The organism is Spirillospora sp. NPDC047279 (assembly GCF_040643285.1).
Classification (GTDB): domain Bacteria; phylum Actinomycetota; class Actinomycetes; order Streptosporangiales; family Streptosporangiaceae; genus Spirillospora.
Map to the genome: position 1 here is coordinate 1 of NZ_JBEYUA010000030.1, position 20,340 is coordinate 20,340.

The 20,340-nt window shown below is 73.6% G+C and carries 20 protein-coding genes; 11 read left to right on the top strand and 9 right to left on the bottom strand.

Going from position 1 to position 20,340, the window contains the following annotated elements:
• Window positions 1-93: 93 nt before the first annotated feature.
• A complete protein-coding gene (locus tag ABZ810_RS44905; protein ID WP_358413955.1) occupies window positions 94-1,110 on the bottom strand; it encodes a saccharopine dehydrogenase NADP-binding domain-containing protein in 1,017 nt (338 codons plus the stop codon).
• Between the two features lie 102 nt (window positions 1,111-1,212).
• Here ABZ810_RS44905 and ABZ810_RS44910 point away from each other — a divergent pair, with 102 nt between their 5' ends.
• The gene (locus ABZ810_RS44910; protein WP_358413958.1) at window positions 1,213-2,136 is read left to right on the top strand and encodes an AraC family transcriptional regulator; all 924 of its coding nucleotides are present in this window, start codon (window positions 1,213-1,215) and stop codon (window positions 2,134-2,136) included.
• Here ABZ810_RS44910 and ABZ810_RS44915 read toward each other — a convergent pair.
• Window positions 2,098-2,634, bottom strand: a complete 537-nt coding sequence (locus tag ABZ810_RS44915; RefSeq protein WP_358413961.1) for a hemerythrin domain-containing protein — start codon at window positions 2,632-2,634, stop codon at window positions 2,098-2,100. The genes ABZ810_RS44910 and ABZ810_RS44915 overlap by 39 nt on opposite strands.
• 25 nt (window positions 2,635-2,659) lie before the next feature.
• The gene (locus ABZ810_RS44920; RefSeq protein WP_358413964.1) at window positions 2,660-3,787 is read right to left on the bottom strand and encodes a serine hydrolase domain-containing protein; all 1,128 of its coding nucleotides are present in this window, start codon (window positions 3,785-3,787) and stop codon (window positions 2,660-2,662) included.
• 115 nt (window positions 3,788-3,902) lie between these two features.
• Here ABZ810_RS44920 and ABZ810_RS44925 point away from each other — a divergent pair, with 115 nt between their 5' ends.
• The gene (locus tag ABZ810_RS44925; protein WP_358413967.1) at window positions 3,903-5,033 is read left to right on the top strand and encodes a serine hydrolase domain-containing protein; all 1,131 of its coding nucleotides are present in this window, start codon (window positions 3,903-3,905) and stop codon (window positions 5,031-5,033) included.
• 29 nt (window positions 5,034-5,062) lie between these two features.
• On the opposite strand, the gene ABZ810_RS44930 is transcribed toward ABZ810_RS44925, so the two are convergent.
• Both ABZ810_RS44930 and ABZ810_RS44935 read right to left on the bottom strand, forming a co-directional pair.
• The gene (locus ABZ810_RS44930) at window positions 5,063-5,845 is read right to left on the bottom strand and encodes an SDR family oxidoreductase (protein WP_358413969.1); all 783 of its coding nucleotides are present in this window, start codon (window positions 5,843-5,845) and stop codon (window positions 5,063-5,065) included.
• A 14-nt stretch (window positions 5,846-5,859) separates the two neighbouring features.
• On the bottom strand, window positions 5,860-6,600 hold the full coding sequence (locus ABZ810_RS44935) for an endonuclease/exonuclease/phosphatase family protein (protein WP_358413972.1): 741 nt from the start codon (window positions 6,598-6,600) through the stop codon (window positions 5,860-5,862).
• Between the two features lie 84 nt (window positions 6,601-6,684).
• Here ABZ810_RS44935 and ABZ810_RS44940 point away from each other — a divergent pair, with 84 nt between their 5' ends.
• Both ABZ810_RS44940 and ABZ810_RS44945 read left to right on the top strand, forming a co-directional pair.
• The gene (locus tag ABZ810_RS44940) at window positions 6,685-7,791 is read left to right on the top strand and encodes a winged helix DNA-binding domain-containing protein (RefSeq protein WP_358413975.1); all 1,107 of its coding nucleotides are present in this window, start codon (window positions 6,685-6,687) and stop codon (window positions 7,789-7,791) included.
• A gap of 60 nt (window positions 7,792-7,851) precedes the next feature.
• Complete coding sequence (locus tag ABZ810_RS44945; RefSeq protein ID WP_358413978.1) at window positions 7,852-8,703, top strand: class I SAM-dependent methyltransferase; 852 nt, start codon at window positions 7,852-7,854, stop codon at window positions 8,701-8,703.
• Here the strand turns inward: ABZ810_RS44945 and ABZ810_RS44950 are convergent.
• Together ABZ810_RS44950 and ABZ810_RS44955 are read right to left on the bottom strand one after the other, a co-directional pair.
• Complete coding sequence (locus ABZ810_RS44950) at window positions 8,700-9,365, bottom strand: GPP34 family phosphoprotein (RefSeq protein ID WP_358413981.1); 666 nt, start codon at window positions 9,363-9,365, stop codon at window positions 8,700-8,702. The genes ABZ810_RS44945 and ABZ810_RS44950 overlap by 4 nt on opposite strands.
• 19 nt (window positions 9,366-9,384) lie before the next feature.
• Window positions 9,385-10,017 (bottom strand): GPP34 family phosphoprotein, encoded by a 633-nt coding sequence (locus tag ABZ810_RS44955; protein ID WP_358413984.1) that lies wholly within the window; start codon window positions 10,015-10,017, stop codon window positions 9,385-9,387.
• 80 nt (window positions 10,018-10,097) lie between these two features.
• Here ABZ810_RS44955 and murA point away from each other — a divergent pair, with 80 nt between their 5' ends.
• A complete protein-coding gene (gene murA, locus ABZ810_RS44960; RefSeq protein ID WP_358413987.1) occupies window positions 10,098-11,405 on the top strand; it encodes a UDP-N-acetylglucosamine 1-carboxyvinyltransferase in 1,308 nt (435 codons plus the stop codon).
• Here murA and ABZ810_RS44965 read toward each other — a convergent pair.
• Entirely contained in the window at window positions 11,389-12,627 is a 1,239-nt protein-coding gene (locus ABZ810_RS44965; protein WP_358413990.1) for an FAD-dependent oxidoreductase, read from the bottom strand. The genes murA and ABZ810_RS44965 overlap by 17 nt on opposite strands.
• A gap of 68 nt (window positions 12,628-12,695) precedes the next feature.
• On the opposite strand from ABZ810_RS44965, the gene ABZ810_RS44970 reads away from it, so the two are divergent.
• The 6 genes from ABZ810_RS44970 to ABZ810_RS44995 all read left to right on the top strand — a co-directional run bounded on the left by ABZ810_RS44970 (window position 12,696) and on the right by ABZ810_RS44995 (window position 19,822).
• A complete protein-coding gene (locus ABZ810_RS44970) occupies window positions 12,696-13,343 on the top strand; it encodes a TetR/AcrR family transcriptional regulator (RefSeq protein WP_358413993.1) in 648 nt (215 codons plus the stop codon).
• Window positions 13,344-13,414: 71 nt separating this feature from the next.
• Window positions 13,415-14,641: a cytochrome P450 gene (locus tag ABZ810_RS44975; protein WP_358413996.1), complete on the top strand. Its 1,227-nt coding sequence runs from the start codon at window positions 13,415-13,417 to the stop codon at window positions 14,639-14,641.
• A gap of 76 nt (window positions 14,642-14,717) precedes the next feature.
• A complete protein-coding gene (locus tag ABZ810_RS44980) occupies window positions 14,718-15,653 on the top strand; it encodes an aldo/keto reductase (RefSeq protein WP_358413999.1) in 936 nt (311 codons plus the stop codon).
• An 18-nt stretch (window positions 15,654-15,671) separates the two neighbouring features.
• Window positions 15,672-16,406 carry a GntR family transcriptional regulator gene (locus tag ABZ810_RS44985; protein WP_358414002.1) on the top strand — a complete coding sequence of 245 codons (735 nt, stop codon included), beginning with the start codon at window positions 15,672-15,674 and terminating at the stop codon, window positions 16,404-16,406.
• A gap of 130 nt (window positions 16,407-16,536) precedes the next feature.
• Complete coding sequence (locus ABZ810_RS44990; protein WP_358414005.1) at window positions 16,537-18,153, top strand: long-chain-fatty-acid--CoA ligase; 1,617 nt, start codon at window positions 16,537-16,539, stop codon at window positions 18,151-18,153.
• Between the two features lie 154 nt (window positions 18,154-18,307).
• The gene (locus tag ABZ810_RS44995; protein WP_358414008.1) at window positions 18,308-19,822 is read left to right on the top strand and encodes an FAD-dependent monooxygenase; all 1,515 of its coding nucleotides are present in this window, start codon (window positions 18,308-18,310) and stop codon (window positions 19,820-19,822) included.
• Here the strand turns inward: ABZ810_RS44995 and ABZ810_RS45000 are convergent.
• Window positions 19,802-20,299 (bottom strand): hypothetical protein, encoded by a 498-nt coding sequence (locus ABZ810_RS45000; protein WP_358414011.1) that lies wholly within the window; start codon window positions 20,297-20,299, stop codon window positions 19,802-19,804. The genes ABZ810_RS44995 and ABZ810_RS45000 overlap by 21 nt on opposite strands.
• Window positions 20,300-20,340: the final 41 nt, after the last annotated feature.

The window sequence follows — 20,340 nt, forward strand, 5'->3', positions numbered from 1 at the left end:
GTACTGCACGGGAGACTGTGTGGGAGAGTAGGACACCGCCGGACACTTTGTTAGGGGAAAGGCCCCGCCAGAAATGGCGGGGCCTTTCTCATTTCAGAGGTCGGTCACGTCCCAGGTGACCCCGAAGGGCTCCAGATAGTCGAGGAAGCCGGCCGCATCGAAGGCTTCGGCGGGGGTTCTGGCTCCGGACGGTGCTCCGCCGGCGGCGAGCCGCCGGGCACCTTCGACGGCGATCACCGCGGTCATCCGGTACGCGTCGGCTCCGGTGACCCAGCCCTGTGCCTGGCGGCCCCGGTCGTCGGTGGCCCGCGCGAGCATCATCCAGCGGGCCGCGAGCAGGTCCTTCTCGTCGGGGATCTCCGGCACGCTCTCCACCACCTCCTCGGTGAGGGACGCGAAGAGCCCGGCGACCTCCGTGCGGATGGCGCTGCGCACACGACCGGCGGGGATGTGCCTCGGTGCCAGCGCCACTCCGGGGAGGGCGAAGGTCGTCACCGCGATCTCGCCGGGCTCACCCGGCACCGTGATCGTGCCCGGCGTCCCTCCGGCCACCGGGCTCCACGTTCCCCCGGCGTATTCGAGGGGATCCAGGAACCCGACCGCGGCCATCGACCGGGCCGTTCCCCGGGACGTGGCGCCGGGGAGGCGCAGGTCCGCGATGAGCAGGTCGGCGGGGGAGGAGCCCAGATGCTTCGCGGTGAGGGCGGCGATGAGATCTCCGGGCCCGCCGTCGTCCGCCAGGGCGGGGACGATCGTGATGCCCTCCACGTCCCGGAAGTCCTTCAGGACACGGTGGACGTAGTGCTGCTCTCCGGTGGTGTCGACGTAGTGGCAGCCGGCCTCGATGGCGGCGCGGATGACGGGTTCGCCCAGCGACGTGAACGGCCCGGCGCAGTTGACGACGGCGTCGCAGCCGGCGAGGGCGCCGGTGAGCGCGTCGTGATCGTCCAGCGGCGCGACCCGGATCTCCGCGGCTCCGACGGTGCCGGCGACGCGGCGCAGGCGGCGCTCGTCGCGCCCGACCAGTATCGGCGGGATGCCGCGGCGGCCCAGCTCGGCGGCGGCCAGGCTCCCGGTGAACCCACTTGCTCCATGAACGGCGATCTTCATGCCCTCAACGCTAGAGAGGTTGGGCGAGACTCCCTATGCCTGACAGTCCATGTGTCATACCCGATCGTCTCGTGGCAGCGGCTGCGGCGGTACGCTCGATGCGTGGACGTTCTCAGTGACGCGATCGCGGCGATGCGGCTCGGGCGGCCGCACTCCTCGCGGACCGCGCTCGACGCGCCCTGGGACCTCCGGTTCGACCCCCAGCAGGGCGCGGGCTTCCATGTCGTGCTCCAGGGGTCGTGCCTGCTGCTTCCCGCCGACGGCGCCCCGATCGTCCTGAACGTCGGCGACGTGGCGTTCCTGCCGCGCGAGCTGGGCCACGGGCTGGCCGACACGGGACGGGACGGCTCGGCGCACGCGGAGCTGCTCTGCGGCGCGTACGGGCTGGATCAGTCGCGGGCGCATCCGCTGTTCGAGGAACTTCCGGACGTGGTGCACCTGCGCGCCCGGGTGGGCCGCCATCCGTCCCTCCAGGGCGCGATCGAGCTGCTCGGCCGGGAGCTCGACCGCGGCACGCTCCTCGGCGGCGACGCGGCGCTGCCCGCGCTGCTGGACCTGCTGCTGCTCTACATGGTGCGGGCCTGGTACGACGACCGTCCGGACGGCGCCGCCTCCGGGTGGGGCGCGGCGTTGCGCGACCCGGCGGTGGCGGCGGCGCTCCGCGCGATCCACGAGGAGCCGCAGCGTCCCTGGACGGTGCGGTCGCTGGCGGAGCACGCGGGGCTCTCCCGGGCGGCTTTCGCGCGGCGCTTCACGGGCATGGCGGGCTCGCCGCCGCTCGCGTACCTCACCTGGTGGCGGATGACGATCGCCGGGCGGCTGCTGCGGGACACCGACCTGCCGCTGCGCGCCGTCGCGGCGCGGGCCGGCTACGTCTCCGAGTTCGCCTTCGCGCGGGCGTTCAAGCGCGAGTTCGGGGTGGCGCCGGGCAGGTTCCGCCGCGACCCGCTGGAGAGCGGCGGCGCGCAGGCGCCGCCGCTCCCGGGTCTACCGCTGCTCGCCGCCGAGGAGGAAACCGGGCGGTGAGGACGTCCAGCCGGGGTCGCGCAGGTCGTTGAGCGCGGCCACGATCTGGCGTTCCTCGAACGTGAAGTGCGACTCCATGATGGCGGCGAGGCCGTCGAGCTCGCCGCGGACCTTCGCCGCCTCGGCCTCGCCGAGCTCGCGCGCCGCCTCCAGCCCGCCGACCAGCTCCTCGATCCTGTGCAGGATGCCGGAGATCAGGTCGTGGTCCTGCACCAGTTTCTCGATCACCGGTCGCAGCTCGGGGAACCGTTCGGCCAGGGCGGGGAACGCCGTGCCGTCCTCGCCGGTGTGGTGCCGTTCCAGCGCCGAGCAGAACGTGAGGCAGTGCGCCCGCAGCTCGCGCGGGCGCGCTCCCGTGCCGTCCAGATAGGCGCCGACGCCGTCCTGGAGGCGGGCCAGCTCCTCCCGGAGCCAGTCGTGGACTTCGATCAGTTGGTCGCCGAACGCTTCGAGGCGTTCGTTGCCGGTGGCGTCGTCGCCGGTGGGTGGAGTGCTCATCGTGTCCGATCATGCCAAGATCCGGTCACGAGGTGGACAGGGCCCTCGTGATCAGGCGCGCCAGCTCGGTGGACGTGGTGAAGTCCGGGCTCACCGTGTTCTTGGTCACCGCGAAGGCCACGCCGCTCGCGGTGTCGCCGAACGCGTAGGCGCCGCCCACGCCGCCCATGCCGAAGGCGGTCGGGACGTCCAGCTCCTCGTCCAGGGAGAACCCGAGGGCGTAGCCCAGGCCCCACTTCGCCGGGTTGCCGAACACCTCGTCCGTCCCGCTGATCGACACCTCCGTCACCTCGCGCAGCCGCTCCGGCGAGATCAGCCGCACCCCGTCCACCTCGCCGAGCAGCGCCGCGTACAGGCGGGCCATGGCGCGTGCCGAGGTCTTGCCGCCCGCGGGGATGTCGGCGGCCAGGGTGTCGGTGCGGTTGCCGAACGCGGCGTTCGGGAACGTCTCGATCGGCCCGGCGCGGAACATGGGCAGGTCCGCGGGCATCTCGGGCCATTCGTCGGGGGCCGCCTCGCCCTCGGGCACGGCGGGCTCCACCAGCGTGGCGAGCCGGCCGTGCTCGGACTCGGGCATGCCGAAGTAGATCTCGTCGGCGATGCCCAGCGGCCCGGCGACGTCCTCGCGCAGCACCTGCGAGATGGGCCTGCCCGTCACGCGGCGCACGACCTCGCCCAGGATGTAGCCGAACGTGTAGGCGTGGTAGCCGGTCTTGGCGCCCGGCTCCCACCAGGGTTCGGCGGCGGCCGCCGCGGCGGTCATCCTGTCCCAGTCGCAGAGGTCCTCGACCGTCGTGTCCAGGGGAATACCGGGCACCCCGGCCGAGTGATCAAGTACTTGCCGCACGGTGACCTTGTCCTTGCCGTGCGCCGCGAACTCCGGCCACACCTCGGCGACGCGGGTGCCGTAGGAGAGGTCGCCGCGTTCGGCGAGGACGTGCACGACCGCGGACGTCGCGGACTTGCCGACCGAGTAGTTGTAGAAGACGGTGCCCGGCGTCACCGCACGGCCTGTGGCCTGGTCGGCGACGCCCGCGACGGCCTCCACCACCGGCTCGCCGCGGTGGTACACCGACACCTGCAGGCCCTGTTCGGTGCCCGCCTCGACCAGCCGGTCGATCGCCCGCTGCACCTGCTTCTGGATATCGCTCATCGTCGGTCCTCTCGGAAAGGCGTTCTGGAGGGAGGACTTGCGGAACGGCCGGAAATCATCGGCGCCGGGGGCGCCGCTGGACATGAACCGTGGTTCGAGTTCTAGCGTGGGCCCTATGACGGAGCAGATCGTGCGGCGCGGCTTCGAGCCGGTCCGGGACCTCTTCACCGAGATCGCGGCGCGCCGGCCCGGCGTCAACGCGGCGCTCGCGGCCTACGTCGGCGGGGAACGCGTCGTCGACCTGTGGACCGGTCCCACCTACCGGGCCGACAGCATCCAGGGCGTGTACTCGGCCACGAAGGGCGCGGCGGGCCTCGTGCTCGCCCTGCTCATCCAGCGCGGGCTGGTGGATCCCGACGCGCCCGTGGCCGGCTACTGGCCCGAGTTCGCCGCCGCCGGGAAGGAGTCGGTCACGGTCCGGGCGCTGGCGTCCCACCAGGCGGGGCTGATCAACGTCGACGGCGGCTACACGCTCGACGAGTTCACCGGCCACGCCTCGCTGGCCGAACGGCTCGCGGCGCAGCGGCCGTTCTGGGAGCCGGGCAGCGGGCACGGCTACCACGCCCTCACGATCGGAACGCTGCTGAACGAGCTCTGCCTGCGGGTGACCGGGCTGCCCCTCGGCGAGTACTTCCGCCGCGAGGTCGCCGAGCCGTACGGCGTGGACTTCTTCATCGGGCTCCCCGCCAGCGAGGAGCCGCGCGTGGTGCCGAGCCTGCCCATCGGCATCGGCGGTGACGGCCCGTCGTCGTCCGAGGCGTCGCCGCTGTTCCTCCAGGCGATGAACATCGCCAACGGCACCACCGAACGCCGCAACCTGCTCGACCTGCGCTCGTTCCGCGCGGCCGGGATCGCCTCGATCGGCGGCTTCGGCAGCGCGCGGGGGCTGGCCCGGATGTACGCGGTCGCCACCCAGGAGGTCGACGGGCGGCCGCCGCTGCTCACTCCCGAGATCCGCCGCGGCGTCGCCGAGGTCCAGGTGGCGGGGCAGGATCTGGTGCTGCCCTTTCCGACCAGCTACGCCATGGTCTTCGAGTCGCTCGTGCCGACCGGCGGGCCGGGGGCGTTCGGGCACTCCGGCGCCAACGGCGCGCTCGCCTACGCCGATCCGGACCTCGGCCTGGCGTTCGGCTACACCACCGACACGCCGAGCCCGACCGCGACCGGCGGCGCCGACCCGGTGACGGTCGACCTGTCGCGGTCCCTCGCCGCCGCCATCGGGGCGCTCCGGACGTCCGGGAGCTGACCCGCGCCGCCCCGTGCCCGGTCCCTGCCTCACGGGAAGAAGCGGCCCGCGCTGGGATGGTCCTGCGCGCCGTCCACACGGACGTCGGCGCCGTTGACGCCGCTCGCCCGCCCCGACAGCAGGAAGCACGCCACGTCGCGGACCTCGTCCAGGGTGACCAGCCGCCCGGCCGGGAAGTCGTCCCGGGCGAACGCGGCGAGCCGTTCGGGATGCCGCTCGCCGAACCGCTCCCAGCCCCCGCCCTCGAACAGCACCGAACCGGGGCTGAGCGCGTTGACCCGGATGCCGCGCGGCCCGAGCTCCTGCGCGAGCGTGGCCGCCAGGTGGATCTCGGCGGCCTTCGCCGCGGCGTACGAGGACGTGGGGCCGGGCTTCCAGCCGGTGATCGACGCGATGATGAGCACCGCGCCGCCGCCCTGCCGCTCCATGTGGGGCACCGCGCACCGGACGGCGTGGGCGGCGTGCAGGACGTTCAGCGAGAACGTGTGCGCCCAGTCGTCGGGCGTGGAGTCGAGCAGGCCGCCGCCCGCGGCGCCGCCGGCGTTGGCGACGAGCAGGTCGAGGCCGCCCAGCGCCGCCACGCTCGCGTCCACCGCCCGGCCGAGCGCGCCGGCGTCGGTGACGTCGGCGATCACGCCGTGCGCGTGGCCCTCGGCCCGCAGGGACACGACCGCCGCCTCCAGCCGGTCCCGGTCGCGCCCGCAGACCGCCACCTCCGCGCCCTCGCGCAGCAGCCCCTGCGCGATGCCGAGGCCGAGGCCGGCCGAACCGCCGGTGACGAACGCCTTCTTGCCGCGCAACCCTAGGTCCATGGCAAGATCATGCCTTATCCCAGGTGAAGGTCAGTGGCGATGCCGTAGTGGTCGGACAGCCGGGCCGCGCGGCCGCCGGCGAGCCGCACCTCCCGGGTGAACACCAGGTCGGCGGTGCCCGTGGCGGCCCCGCGGGTGAAGACGTGGTCGATCGGCCGCGCCGGGTAGCCCTCCTCGGGCCACACGGTAGGGCGCGCGTCGCCCGCCAGGAGGTCGCGCAGGCCCGTCCGCGCCGCGAACTCCCGGAGCAGCGGCGACTCGCGGGCGATGTTGAAGTCGCCCATCACCACCACCGGCACGTGCTCGGGGATCTCCCCGATGACGCGGCCCAGCGTGCGCAGCTCGCCGTCGAGCACCGGCCCGAAGCGGCTGCCCGGCCCCCATTCGTCGTTCCGGTTGTAGGTCAGGTGCGTGTTGACCACGGCCAGGTCGCCCTCCGGCGTCCTGATGCGCGCCACCTGGGCGCCCTTGCGCATCAGGAACTCCCCGCGCAGGCCCCCGGCCATCGGGAACCGCGTGAGGCGCGAACCGGCGATCGGCCACCGCGAGAGCACGACCAGGCCGCCCTCGACCAGGACCGCCCCGCGCACGGCGTGATGGGGGAGTCGGTCGCGGATGAGCCCGAGGTTGCCGCGGAACATGAACTCCTGGAGGCAGACGATGTCGTAGCCGTCCCGCTCGACACGTTCGGCCAGGACCCGGTGCCGCGGCCGCGCGGGCCGGCGGAAGTAGGTGTTGAACGTCAGCAGCCGCACAGCGTGGACACTACCGGCGCCCGCGCGCCCGGCCGATGCAGGCCATGTCCGGAACGGAATGTGCCCGACACGTACGGTAGGCGCATGGGAGAGGTACTGAGCCGGCGCGCGCTCAACCGGGCCACACTCGACCGCCAGCTGCTGCTGCGGCGGGTGCGGATGGACGCGGCGGAGGCGGTGGAGCATCTCGTCGGCCTCCAGGCGCAGGTGCCGCACAACCACTACACGGCGTTGTGGTCGCGGCTGGAGGGCTTCGACGCCGAGGCCTTCTCGGCGCGGTTCGAACGCCGCGAGTTCGTCCGGCTCGGCCTGCTGCGCGGGACGATCCACACCGTGACCGCGCGTGACGCGCTCGCCCTGCGGCCCCTCTTCCAGATCCTCCTGACGCGGATGCTGAAGTCGTCGTTCGGCAGGCCGCTCGCCACCGTCGACGTCGAGGCCGCCGCCGAACGCGCCCGCGCGCTCGTCGAGGAGGAGCCGCTCACGTTCGGTGAGATCGGCAAGATCCTCATCGCCGACTGGCCGGAGAGCGAACCCGCCGCCCTCGGCATGGTCGCGCGGCACCTGCTCGCCATGGTGCAGGTGCCGCCGCGCGGCCTGTGGCAGCAGGGCGGCCTGGCCCGGCACACCACGCTCCAGCACTGGCTCGGCGAGGAGCTCGCCGTCGACGCCACGCCCGACGCCCTGGTGATGCGCTACTTCGCCGCGTTCGGGCCCGCCTCCGTCCGCGATCTTCAGACGTGGTGCGGGCTGACGCGGCTGGCCGAGGTCGTCGACCGGCACCGCGGCGAGCTGGCCGTCTTCCGCGACGAGAACGGGGTCGAGCTGTTCGACCTGCCGGACGCGCCGCGCCCCGGCGCGGACGTCCCGGCCCCGCCGCGTTTCCTGCCCGAGTACGACAACGTCTTCATCGGCCACAAGGACCGGGCGCGCATCGCCGGCGACGAGGCGACGCGGGCGGTGTGGCTCGCCAACGTCGACTATCCGGTCTTCCTGTCCGACGGCTTCATCCAGGGCACCTGGACCCTCGACACCGACCGCAGGCACACCCGGGCCACGCTCACCATCAAGCCCTTCGCCGCCCTGCCGCGGGACCGGCGCGACCCCCTGGAGGCCGAGGCCGAGAAGGCCCTGGCCTTCCACGCCCCCGGGTCCGACCACGCCGTCGAGTGGGGACGCCATGGCGACTGACCAGGGGTTTCCTGGCGGCGACCAGGGGTCTCCCGGCCGGGCGGGGGTATCACCGGTGCCATGGAGACCAAGGTGCGCACGGCGTTCTCGCCGGTCGAGGCCACCCTGTACGAGACGCTCGCCGGGCGTGCGCTGGACAGCGTCGCCCGCCGTCCGATCCTGGGCGATCCCACGGCACTGGAGACCGTGCGGAAGATCGACTTCGACTTCCGGCGGCTCAGGGTCGGGACGAGCGTCGTCGTCCAGGTGGCCACCCGGGCGCGGCATCTCGACGCGGCGGTCCGCGACTTCGTGACCACCCGCCCGGACGCGGTCGTCGTGGACCTCGGGGCCGGCCTGGACGCCCGGATCTTCCGGGTGCTGCCGCCCGCGTCCGTTGCCTGGTTCGACGTGGACCTGCCCGCGGTCGCCGAGGCCCGGGAACGCCTGCTGCCCGGGCATCCGCAGGCGCGGGCGGTCGGCGGGTCGCTCACCGACCCGGCGTGGCTGGAGGAGGTCCCCGGCGACCGTCCGGCCATGCTCGTCGCCGACGGGCTGCTGCCGTTCCTCGCGCAGGACGAGATCGAGACGTTGTTCCGCCGCCTGACCGGCCATTTCGGCCGCGGGGAGCTGGCCTTCAACGGTTACCACCCGAGCCTGGTCGGCCTGGCGAGGTGGTCGCCGTCGACCAGGGGGATCGCCGCTCTGACGCGGTCGGCGCCGTTCGCCGACCCGCACGAGCCGGAGCACTGGGACCCGCGGCTGCGGCTCGTCGAGGAGACCAGCCTCGCCCATGTTCCCGAGGTCGCGCTCTTCCCGCCGGTCCTCCGTGCCGCGACGCGCCTGGCCGGGCGCAGCGCCGTGCTCTCGCGCAGCGCCAGGATCCTGCGCTACCGCTTCCCGGCGTCCCGGCCCGGCTCCCGGACGCCTTAGCCGCCGGACGCGGCGGTCGCCGCGACGGTGGCGGCGACGACCGCGGCCGACACCGCCTGGACGATCACCTTGGTGACCGCGGCGCCCGCCCAGTCGTCCGCGGCGAGCTTCTCGATCCGCCGCTTGAGGTCCTTCTTCGGAACGCCAGGGAAGATCTTGCGGTCCAGGCCGCAGGCGTGGGTGATGGCCAGCAGCGTGATCGTCCGGTCGTCGGTCGCCCCGCCGTCCAGCGCGTTCTGGAGCCTGCCGCGGATCTCGGTCTCGGGCGCGGAGTCCTGCTCGGGGTAGCGGCGGTAGGAGAAGAGCCCCAGCGCCTTGTGGTCCTCGGTGGTGAGCACGCCGCGCTCGGCCAGGCCCTCCAGGCGGCGCTTGCGCAGGTCGCTCCTGCCGAGCTTCTGCACCCAGTATTCGGGCTTGCGCGGCTTGCGGTCGGCCGCGACGCGGGCGAGCGCGGCGTCGAGGTCGGGCTCCCCGTGGGGAGCGGCGTCACCGACCGCGAGCCGGCGACCGTCCAGGCGGACCCGGCCGGCCAGCGCCAGCTCCGCGAGCACCGCGCCGCCGAGCCCGGCGTTGAGCCGGGCCGTGTCGATCAGCTGCTTGCCGTCCGCCTCGCGCAGGGCCAGCAGCAGGAGTTCGTCGGCGAGGGGGAGGGTGTCGTTCATCGTTCCTTCCACGGGCGGATCATGTCGCGATGAGGGAGCCGAGCGCCGCCGAGGTGATCACCCGGTCGGCCGCCCGGCCGGCCCAGTCATGCCGGGTGATCGTTTCGACCTGGGCGTTCAGGGCCTTCCCGGTGAGCCCGGACAGGCGCGCGGTCAGGCCGGCGGCGTGCGCGAGGGCGAGCAGGCAGGCGGTGCGCTCGTCGGCCTGCCCGGTGGTGAGCGCCGCGCGCAGCCGGGCGCGGATCTCCTGCTCGGGGTCGGCGTCGCGCTGGGAGTGGCGCGTGCGGGGAATGATCCCGAGGATCCGGAACGCCTCGGCGTCCAGGACGCCGCTCGCGGTCAGTCGCGCCAGCCGGCGCTTGACCAGGTCGCTGCCCACCAGCCGGGCGATCCACCAGTCCGGCCGGTGCGGCCTGGTCTCACCGGCGATCCGGCCGAGCATCGAGTCGAGGTCGGGGTCGTCGACCGGGTTGAGGTCGCGGGCGAGGACGCGCTCGCCGTCGAACGCGATCCGGCCCGCCGCCGCCAGCTCGGCGAGGAACGCGCCGCCCAGCCCGGCACGGACCGTGACGGAGTCGACGAGGAGGCGCCCGTTGCTCTCCCGGAGGGCGAGCAGCAGGAACTCGTCGGCGAGGGGCAGGGCACGCTCCATGGGGATCTCCCGTCCGAAATGTCGGCGACAAGAATGAGACGTACGCCGGACGAATCCGGTTCGGGTCGTAGGCTGCACGGGTGACCGAGAAGTTGTGGCAGATCGAACCGTCCGGACCGCTGCGCGGGGACGTCACCGTCCGCGGCGCCAAGAACGCCGTCAGTAAGCATATGGTGGCGGCGATGCTCGGCGGGGGCCCGAGCACCATTCGCAACGCCCCCGACGTCGGCGAGGTGGGCATCACCGCCGCGATGCTGGAACACGTCGGCATGACCGTCGAACGTTCCGGCGGAGAGATCACCGTCGATCCGGGAGCGGTCACCGACCCGAGCGTCGCCAAGGCGTTCACCGGGCTCAACCGCATCCCGATCCTGATGCTCGGCCCGCTCCTGCACCTGGCGGGCGAGGCGTTCGTGCCGCTGGTCGGCGGCGACCCGATCGGCCGCCGCCCGGTCGACTTCCACGTCGACGCGCTGCGCGCGTTCGGCGCCGAGGTGGAGATCGCCGCGGACGGCATCCACGCCCGCGCCAAGCGGCTGCGCGGCACCCGGATCAACCTGCCCTACCCCAGCGTCGGCGCCACCGAGACGGTGCTGCTGGCCGCCGTGCTGGCCGAGGGCAAGACGGTGATCCGCAACGCCGCCACCGAGCCGGAGATCATCGAGCTGGCGCTGTTCCTCCAGCGCATGGGCGCGGGCATCTCCTTCAGCCCGGACCGGCGCATCGTCGTCGAGGGTGTCGACGAGCTCACCGGCGCGCAGACGCGGCTGGCCGGGGACCGCATCGAGGCGTTCTCCTACCTGGTGGCGGGCCTGGTCACCGGCGGCGAGGTGCGGGTGCACGGCTGCCCGCAGGACCGCCTGGTGACCCCGATCACCACGCTCGCCCGGATGGGCGCCAGGTTCGAGATCACCGACGACTGGATCATGGCGTCGGCGCCGGACCTGCTGTCGCCCGCCGCGGTGCAGACCGACACCCATCCCGGGTTCGCCACCGACTGGCAGACGCCGCTGATGGTGCTGTTCACCCAGGCCGACGGGATGTCGGTGCTGCACGAGACCGTCTACGAGAACCGGCTGGCCTACGTGCCCGCGCTGCAGAGCATGGGCGCCGAGATCGAGGTGTACGACACCTGCCTGGGCGGCCCGGCCTGCCGCTACCACGACACCGGCGCCAAGCACTCGGCGGTCGTGCGCGGCATCTCCAAGCTGCGCGGCGGCGACGTCACCATGCCCGACATCCGGGCCGGGTTCTCCGCGGTGCTCGCCGCCGCGGTGGCCAACGGCCCCTCCACGCTGCGCGGCGTGCACCACATCGAACGCGGTTACCACCGGCCGGTCGAGCAGTTCCGCGCGCTCGGCCTCGACCTGGTCAGCCGAGAGGTCTGACGCCCGCCCCCGCCGCCTCGCCCGCCGCCTCGCCCGTCCCCGCCGTTCGCGTCTCCGCCGCCCCCGGCTCCCAGCCCGCGGCCACGTCGTGGGTGAAGAGCCAGGTGGTGGCGCGCTCGTAGAAGAGCCTGGTCATCACGGGCATGACGAGGTCGCGGGCGCGGCGCGAGACCGGGCCGGCGGTCTTGGCGTCCCGGTTGGACGCCGCCGACCTGACCATCTTGGCGACGCGCCTGCGGCGGGCCCGGTCGTAGGCGGCGAGCGCCGCCGGAACGCCGCCGGGGACACCGCCGGCGTCCTCCAGCGAACGTGCCAGCACCACCGCGTCCTCGATCGCCATCGAGGCGCCCTGGCCCGCGCCCACCGGGTGCCCGGCGTCGCCGACGAGGACGATCCGGTCGTCGTGCCAGACGGCCACCTCGGCGAGGACGTGCGTCAGCGTCGAGTGGTCCAGGGCCGTGGAGGCCTCCAGCAGGGCCGCGGGCACCTCTTCCCGCCGGTAGAGGCCCTTGAGTGCCTCCAGGCTCACCGCCTCCAGGTCGCCGGGTTCCGCGGGGGAGGCGACCTGCGCCGCCCACCAGACGTCGCCGTCCGGGGCGCCGATGTAGGCGAACGCGCCGTTGCGGCCGAACACCATGTTGAACGTGCCGGCCTCGACGTCCACGCCGCGCGCGACGCCCGAGGCGGTGTAGATCCCCGCGTACGCGGGCTCGGGCGCGCCGGGATCCAGGGCGCGGCGGGTCGCCGACCAGATGCCGTCGGCGCCGACCAGCAGGTCCGCCTCGGCGGTGAGCCCGCTCGCGAACGCGGCCCGCACCCGGTCGCCCGTCGTGGTCGCGTCCACCAGGCGTTCACCCGTCACGATCCGCGCCCCGGCCTCGATCGCCTTGGCGCGCAGGACCTCGACGAGCCGGCCGCGCATCAGGGTGACGCTCCGCATCGGCTCGGACGTCAGGCGCCCGCGGGGCATGTCGCCGAGCAGGCGTCCCGTCCCGGACCACAACCGCTGCCGCGCCACGTCGAAGCCGGCCGCGCGGACCTCCCGCTCGCAGCCGAGCGCCCGGAGGGCCTTGAGCCCGTTGGTGGCCAGGCTGACGAACGAGCCGACCCGGCCGGCGGGGTCGGCGTACGCCTCGTACACCGTCACCTCCGCGCCGGCGCGCCGCAGCGCGATGGCGGTCGTCGTCCCGGCCACTCCGCCGCCCACCACGATGACCTGCATGGCATCCTCCTGAATCGACATTCACCGAATCAATATTCGGCGAATTCGCGTTCAGTATGATGTCGGCCGTGAACGCACGTCAAGCGGGAGCCCGGACCGGGGGAGTGCGGAAGGCGAAGGCGGCCGAGACCCAGGCCGTGCTCAAGGACGCCGCCCGCCGCCTGTTCATGGAGCGCGGCTACCTCAACACCAAGATCACTGACATCACGGCCGAGGCGGGGCGGGCGACCGGCTCGTTCTACGACCACTTCGCGAGCAAGGAGGAGCTGCTCCAGGCCCTGATGGCCGACATGGAGGGCCAGGCCGACGAGGAGATCGAGGCGGCCGGCCATCCGCGCGACCACGACCTGACCGACCGGGCCCAGCTGCGCGACCACATCGCGGTCACGTGGCACGTCCTGCGCGACAACCTGCCGGTGGTCGTGGCCCAGATGCAGGCGACCATCGCGGAGAACCCGGCCTCGGGGCGCGCCTGGCAGAGCATGGTCGCCGAGACCGGCACGTTCCGCGACCACCTGGACTGGCTGCGCGAACGCGGGCACCGGCTGCCGGGCGATCCCGTGCTGGTGGGCGCCGCCATGGGCGCGATGGTCTCGATGTTCGGGTACGCCGTGCTCACCGCGGGCGGCAAGGGGCCGGACGCGGCCGACGACGAGATCGTCGACATGCTCACCGACCTGCTCCTGCACGGCCTCGCCGGACCCGGGGCGGGGTGAGGCTCAGGTGAGCCGCGGGCGAGCCGCCGGGGGCCTTTCCCGGCACCGTGTTCTGGGTCAGCATGGCGATCGTGGAGGACACCGCATTCGAAGCGCTCGACGCTCTCCAGCGTGACCCCTATGCCCTTTACGCCAGGGCCCGCGAGGCCGACGGCGTCACCTTCGTCCGCGAGCTCGGGGCCTGGCTGGTCGCCCGGCACGCCGACGCCCGGGCCGTGCTGAGCGACCCCGACACCTACTCGTCCGCCAACGCCATCCGCCCGGACGCGGCGCCGTCGCCGGCCGCACTCGCCGAGCTGGCCAAGGGCATCAGCGGCGGGCCGGTCGCGGTCACCGCCGACGGTGAGGCCCACCTGGACCTGCGCGCCCCGCTCACCCGCGGCCTGTCCGGCACCCGGGTCACCGCCGTGGTGCCGTTCATCCTCGAACGCGCCGAGTCGCTGGTCGGCGAGTTCGCCGCCGACGGCCGTGCCGAGCTGATGGCCCGGTACGCCCGGCGGCTGCCCGGCGACGTGCTCGGGCGCCTCCTCGGGCTCGACCCGGCCGACGCGCGGACGGCGGTGCACGGCGGGCGGCAGGCCGAGCGGCTGCTCTTCCGCCCGCTGGACGTCGACGAGCAGGTCGCGGCGGCCCGCGACGTCGTCAGGCTGCAGCACCTGCTGGACGCCTACGCGCACGCGCGCCGCATCGAGCCGCGCGACGACCTCATCTCGGAGATCGTGCAGGGCATCGCGCCCGGCTCCGGCGACCTCGACCCCGACCAGCGCGGCCAGGTGGTGGCCAACCTGCAGAACCTGGTGATCGCCGGGCACCTCACGACCGCGGCGCTCATCGGCACCACCGTCCTGCGGCTTCTCCGCCACCGTGACCGGTGGGAACGGCTCTGCGCGCACCCCGAGGTCGTCCCGGCGGCGGTCGAGGAGGTGGCGCGGCACGACACCGTCGTGCAGGGGTTCCGCCGCGTCACCACCCGGCCGGCGACGCTGGCGGGCACCGAGCTGCCGGCGGGCGCCGAGATCTTCGTCGCGTTCGCCGCCGCCAACCGCGACCCCGAGGTCCACGAGCGGCCCGACGAGTTCGACATCGACCGGCCCCCGTCCCGCCACCTGGCGTTCGGCCACGGCGTGCACGCCTGCCCCGGCGCCCAGCTGGGGCGCGAGCAGGTCCGCATCACGCTGGAGACGCTCAGCCGCCGGCTGCCGGGCCTCCGCCTCGACCCCGGGTCCCGGGTGACCATGCTGCCGACGATGATCCACCGGTCGCCCGAACGCCTCGACCTCGTCTGGGACGTGAACTGACGTACGCCGGGTCACGGAAGTCAAAAGATCGAAGATCTAGGAATAGCGTGCCCGGGCGTTCTGGTTGGCTCGCTGTATGGGACGCATCGGTGACACCGACCTGGAAGTACGCCGCTTCGTGCTGGGCGGGAACGTGTTCGGCTGGACGGCGGACAAGGACGCCTCGTTCGCCGTCCTCGACGCCTACCACGAGGCGGGCGGCAACGCCGTCGACAGCGCGGACGCCTACTCCGCCTGGGTGGACGGCAACTCGGGCGGCGAGTCCGAGACGATCATCGGCGAGTGGGTCAGGGCGCGCGGCAACCGCGACGACATCGTGATCGCCACCAAGGCGGGGGCGCATCCGCGGTTCCGCGGGCTCAAGGCGGACACGGTCAAGCGGGCCGCCGAGGCGTCGCTGCGCAGGCTCGGAACCGACCGCATCGACCTCTACTACGCGCACTTCGACGACCCCGAGACCCCGGTGGCCGAGACCCTCGGCGCGCTCGACGAGCTCGTCCGCGAGGGCAAGGTCCGCCACATCGGCGCCTCCAACTTCACCCCCGCCCGGCTGGCCGAGTCCCTCGCCCACTCCGAGGAGGCGGGGATCGCCCGCTACTCGGTGTTCCAGCCGCACTACAACCTGGTGTCGCGGGACGCCTACGAGGGCGAGCTCGCCGACGCCGTGAAGACGGGCGGGCTCGCCGCGCTCCCGTACTACGCGCTCGCGTCGGGGTTCCTTACCGGCAAGTACCGGCCAGGCCAGACCGTCGACAGCGCGCGGGCGGCCAAGGCGGCCGAGTACCTGGCGAGCGAGCGCGGGCAGAAGGTGCTCACCGCACTGGACCGGGTCGCCGCAGACCAGAACGCCGAGGTCGCGACGGTGGCGCTGGCCTGGCTGGCCGCGCAGCCGACCGTCGCGGCGCCGATCGCCAGCGCGCGCACCGTGGCGCAGCTCGGTCCGCTCCTGGCCATCGACGACGTGCGGCTGACCGCCGAGCAGGTCGCCGTGCTCAACGACGCCTCCGCCTGAATCGGATATGTATGAGGAGTGATTGATCCTGCGGCCCCGTTGCCGAAGTATCTCCAGCTTCGCGCGATCCTGCTCGGCATGATCGAGGAGGAACGGCTGCCGGTCGACGCGCCCGTCCCGTCTGAGCGGGAGTTGTGCCGCCGCTTCGGCGTGTCGCGGATGACGGTGCGGCAGGCGGTCGACCAGCTGGTGGCCGAGGACCGGCTGCGCCGCATCCCGGGCAAGGGCACCTTCGTCGCGCGGCCGAAGGTGCAGATGCCCAAGGAGCTGGTCTCGTTCACCGAGGACATGCTGGCGCGCGGGCTGCGGCCCGGCAGCGTCGACCTGGGCACCCGCACGTTCGACGCCGACGTGGTGCTGGCCCGGCGGTTCGAGGTCGACCCCGGCACCGCCGTGCACCTCCTCGAACGGCTGCGGCTGGCCGACGGCGAGCCGATGGCGGTGGAACGTTCGCACGTCCTCGCCGCGGTCGCGCCCGACCTCCCGCAGCGCCGGGCGCCGGGCGCGTCGCTGTTCGGGGTGCTGGAGACCGAGTACGGCATCGTGCTGGACGCGGGGGAACAGGTCATCGAGGCCGGGCCGGTCGGCCCCGAGGACGCGCGGCTGCTCGGCATCGAGCCGGGCACCGCGGTCTTCTTCCTGCGGCAGCGCACGTTCAGCCGCGGGGTCTGCGTCGAGGTGGCCATGGCCACCTACCGGGCCGACCGCTACCACATCAAGCTCGGCCTGGAGTCCCGGCGCGCCGTGTCCTGACCAGGCCCGATCCCGGACGGGCACATCCGACCCGCCCCGCTTGCGGGGGCGGGTTCGTGGCCTTTCCACGCCCGGTTGTTCTAGCGTTCGGAGAGGTCATGCACCGGCGCGAACGACCTCTGGAGGACCGATGGAGCCCGGCCCCGGCTACACCCCGCTCACCCCGCTGTCGTTCCTGAAACGATCGGCCGAGGTGTTCCCGGCCAAGACCGCGGTCGTGTACGGCGACCGCGGCGAGTCGTACGCCACGTTCGCCGGCGAGGTCACCCGGGTCGCCAACGGGCTCAGGGCGCTCGGCGTCCGGCCGGGGGACCGGGTCGCCTACCTGGCGCCGAACCTGCCCGAGACGCTCGCGGGCCAGTTCGCCGTGCCGCTCGCGGGCGCCGTCCTCGTCGCGATCAATACCCGGCTCGCCGCCGAGGAGGTCCGCTACATCCTCGACCACAGCGGTGCCGAGGTGCTGGTGGTCGACTCCGCGCTGCACCCGGTCGTGGCGCCGCTGATCGGCGGCCTGGCCACCGTCCGGGAGATCGTGACCGTCACCGACCCCGCGTCCGGCGCGGCGCCCGACCCCGCCGTGGGCGGGATCTCCTACACCGACCTGCTGGCCCGCGGCTCGGACGAGCCGCTGCCCTGGGAGGTCGCCGACGAGAACGCGATCATCTCGATCAACTACACGTCCGGCACCACCGGCCGCCCCAAGGGCGTCACCTACACCCACCGCGGCGCCTACCTCAACGCGCTCGGCGAGGTGACGCACTCACGGCACACGCCCGACAGCGTCTACCTGTGGACGCTGCCGATGTTCCACTGCAACGGCTGGTGCACCGGGTGGGCGCTCGCCGCGATCGGCGGCACCCAGGTCTGCCTGCGCGCCGTCGACGCCGGAGACGTCTGGCGGCTGATCGACGAGGAGGGCGTCACCCATCTGAACGGGGCGCCGACCGTCCTGGTGACCATCGCGAACGCGCCGCAGGCGCACCCGCTGGACCGGCCGCTGGTGGTGACCACGGCGGGCGCCCCGCCGAGCCCGACGATCATCGGCCAGATGGAGGGGCTCGGCGCGCGGATCGTCCACGTGTACGGCCTGACCGAGACCTACGGCCCGTACTCGGTCTGCGAGCCGCAGCCCGCCTGGCCCGGCCTCGAACCCGCCGACCGCGCCCGCCTGCTGGCCCGCCAGGGAGTCGGCATGCTCCAGACCGACGGCCTGCGCGTGGTGGACGCCGACGACCGCGACGTGCCCCGCGACGGCGAGACGCTCGGTGAGATCGTCATGCGCGGCAACAACGTCATGGCCGGCTACTACCGCGACGAGGAGGCCACGGCCAAGGCGTTCCGCGGCGGCTGGTTCCACTCCGGCGACCTCGGCGTCCAGCACTCGGACGGGTACGTCGAGCTGCGCGACCGGTCCAAGGACATCATCGTCTCGGGCGGCGAGAACATCTCGACGGTCGAGGTCGAGCGAGCGATCGACTCGCACCCGGCCGTCCTGGAGGTCGCCGTGGTGGCCGTTCCGGACGGCAAGTGGGGCGAGCGCCCCAAGGCGTTCGTCATCCTGCGCCCCGACGCCTCGGCCGGCGAGGACGAGCTCAAGGACCACGTGCGCGAACGCCTGGCCCGCTTCAAGGTGCCCGACCACATCGAGTTCGTCACCGAGCTCCCCAAGACCTCCACCGGCAAGATCCAGAAGTTCCAGCTCCGCGAGAAGGAGTGGGCCGGCCACACCCACCGAGTCCAAGGCTGATCACCCCCCGTGCCCGCTCCGCTCCCGGGTGGGGGTTTCGGTCCGACACCCGGTGCTGCGCATCGCCAAGCGCGCCGATTCCGGTGAAGATGTGCATATCCAACGGAGCGAGGGAATGGCCGCCTTCGAACCCTGATCCAGATCGGAGGGCGGGATGCCTGCCACCGGGAACGTGCTGATCGTGGGGGCGGGGCCGACCGGGCTGCTCCTGGCCGGAGACCTCGCCCGTGCGGGCGTGCCCTGCGCGGTGCTGGAGCGGCGCGCGAGTGAGAGCAACCTGACCAGGGCGTTCGCGGTGCACGCGCGCACCCTGGAGATGCTCGACGCGCGCGGCGTCGCCGACGCGCTGGTCGCGACCGGGCAGCGGGTCGGGCGGCTCAGCCTCTTCGGCCGGGCCACCCTGGACCTCCGGCGGCTGCCGGGCCGCTTCCCGTACGTGCTGATCACCCCGCAGTACGAGACCGAGCGGGTGCTGGAGGAGCGGGCCCTCGCCGCCGGGGCCGAGATCGTGCGCGGGGCCGAGGTGACCGCGCTCCGGCAGGACGCCGACGGGGTCGAGGTCGACGTGCGGCACTCCGGCGGCGGCACCGAGACCCGGCGCGCGGCGTACGCCGTCGGCACCGACGGCGTGGGCAGCGTCGTGCGGGAGGAGCTCGGGCTGCCGTTCCCCGGCAACTCGGCCATCCGGTCGGTGATGCTCGCCGACGTCAGGCTCGCCGAGGCGCCGCGCGAGGTGCTGACGGTCGGCGCGACCGGTGACGCGTTCGCCTTCATCGCGCCGTTCGGCGACGGCTGGTACCGGGTCATCGCCTGGAACCGCCACCACCAGGTGCCCGACACCGAGCCGGTCGACATGGACGAGGTCCGCGACGTGGCGCGCCGTGCCCTCGGCGTCGACCACGGCATGCACGACGCGCGCTGGACGTCGCGCTTCCACAGCGACGAGCGCCAGGTGCCGCGCTACCGGGCCGGCCGGGTCTTCCTCGCGGGGGACGCGGCCCACGTGCACTCGCCCGCGGGCGGGCAGGGCATGAACACCGGCCTCCAGGACGCCGCCAACCTCGGCTGGAAGCTCGCCGCCGAGCTGCGCGGCTGGGCGCAGCCGGGACTGCTCGACACCTACGACGAGGAGCGGCACCCGGTGGGCCGGATGGTGCTGCGCGGCAGCGGAGCCGTGCTGCGCGGCGCGCTGCTGGAGCACCCCGCGCTCAAGGCGGCGCGCACGGCCGCGATCGGCGGGGCGACCCGCTACCGCCCGGTGGCGCGCAGGCTGGCCCGCGCCGTCTCCGGGATCGCGATCTCCTACCCGGCGCCGCCCGGCGCGCACCGGCTGATCGGCAGGCGGGCGCCGGACGTGCCGCTGTCGGGCAAGCCGGCGCGGCTGTACGAGGCGCTGCGGGAGGGGCGGTTCGTGCTGGTGGTGGCGGCCAACGACCCGGCGGTGACCTATCTGGCCACCCGGCAGTGGGCCGACCGCGTGCACTGCGACGTCGCGGGCGGCGCCACGCGGACGACCGCGCTCGTCCGTCCCGACGGCTACGTCGCGTGGGCCACCGACGAGACGGCGCCCGACCGCAGGGCCGCCGCGATCCGGCAGGCGCTCGCGCACTGGTGCGGCGCGCCGGCCGACCACCACCACTCGCCGGGGTCAGGGAGCCTGCTGCGGTGACGGCGGGGTGACGGCGACCGTCACCGGGTTGGGGAAGGCGAGCCTCCCCGCGGGCAGCCAGCGCACCTCGTCGTCCTTGACGACGAGGAACTCGGGCTCGCCCGCGGCGGGCCGCACGCCGACGACCCGCCAGCCGTGACTGTCGGTGCCGTCGGTGACGGTGGCCACCAGGCCCGGCGGCAGCGCGACGAGCGCGTCCGGACGGCCGGCCGCGATGCCCCTCGCCAGGGCGTCGCCGGTCGCGACGACCGCCCAGATGAAGCCCGCGCCGAGCACGAAGCCGAGCTTCTGCACGCTGTTCATGCCGTGCCAGGGGCCGCGGTCGCCGAGCTGGTCGAGCAGGAAGAACGTGCCGATGAGCGCGATGGCGACGGTGCCCAGCCCGCGGGTGACCAGCAGCGTGCCGGCCTTGATGGCCTCGTTCGCCGGGTCGCCGCCGACCGCCTTCTTGATCTTGTCGATGGGTGCGTCCGCCATTGCTCGTCTCCACGGCCGGGGGGTGTGTGCCCCTCCAGCGT

Coding starts and splice junctions, on each gene's coding strand:
- ABZ810_RS44905 (WP_358413955.1), bottom strand. CDS start 1,110: ATGAAGATCGCCGTTCATGGAGCAAGTGGGTTCACCGGGAGCCTGGCC.
- ABZ810_RS44915 (WP_358413961.1), bottom strand. CDS start 2,634: ATGAGCACTCCACCCACCGGCGACGACGCCACCGGCAACGAACGCCTC.
- ABZ810_RS44920 (WP_358413964.1), bottom strand. CDS start 3,787: ATGAGCGATATCCAGAAGCAGGTGCAGCGGGCGATCGACCGGCTGGTC.
- ABZ810_RS44925 (WP_358413967.1), top strand. CDS start 3,903: ATGACGGAGCAGATCGTGCGGCGCGGCTTCGAGCCGGTCCGGGACCTC.
- ABZ810_RS44930 (WP_358413969.1), bottom strand. CDS start 5,845: ATGGACCTAGGGTTGCGCGGCAAGAAGGCGTTCGTCACCGGCGGTTCG.
- ABZ810_RS44940 (WP_358413975.1), top strand. CDS start 6,685: ATGGGAGAGGTACTGAGCCGGCGCGCGCTCAACCGGGCCACACTCGAC.
- ABZ810_RS44945 (WP_358413978.1), top strand. CDS start 7,852: ATGGAGACCAAGGTGCGCACGGCGTTCTCGCCGGTCGAGGCCACCCTG.
- ABZ810_RS44950 (WP_358413981.1), bottom strand. CDS start 9,365: ATGAACGACACCCTCCCCCTCGCCGACGAACTCCTGCTGCTGGCCCTG.
- ABZ810_RS44955 (WP_358413984.1), bottom strand. CDS start 10,017: ATGGAGCGTGCCCTGCCCCTCGCCGACGAGTTCCTGCTGCTCGCCCTC.
- ABZ810_RS44965 (WP_358413990.1), bottom strand. CDS start 12,627: ATGCAGGTCATCGTGGTGGGCGGCGGAGTGGCCGGGACGACGACCGCC.
- ABZ810_RS44980 (WP_358413999.1), top strand. CDS start 14,718: ATGGGACGCATCGGTGACACCGACCTGGAAGTACGCCGCTTCGTGCTG.
- ABZ810_RS44990 (WP_358414005.1), top strand. CDS start 16,537: ATGGAGCCCGGCCCCGGCTACACCCCGCTCACCCCGCTGTCGTTCCTG.
- ABZ810_RS44995 (WP_358414008.1), top strand. CDS start 18,308: ATGCCTGCCACCGGGAACGTGCTGATCGTGGGGGCGGGGCCGACCGGG.
- ABZ810_RS45000 (WP_358414011.1), bottom strand. CDS start 20,299: ATGGCGGACGCACCCATCGACAAGATCAAGAAGGCGGTCGGCGGCGAC.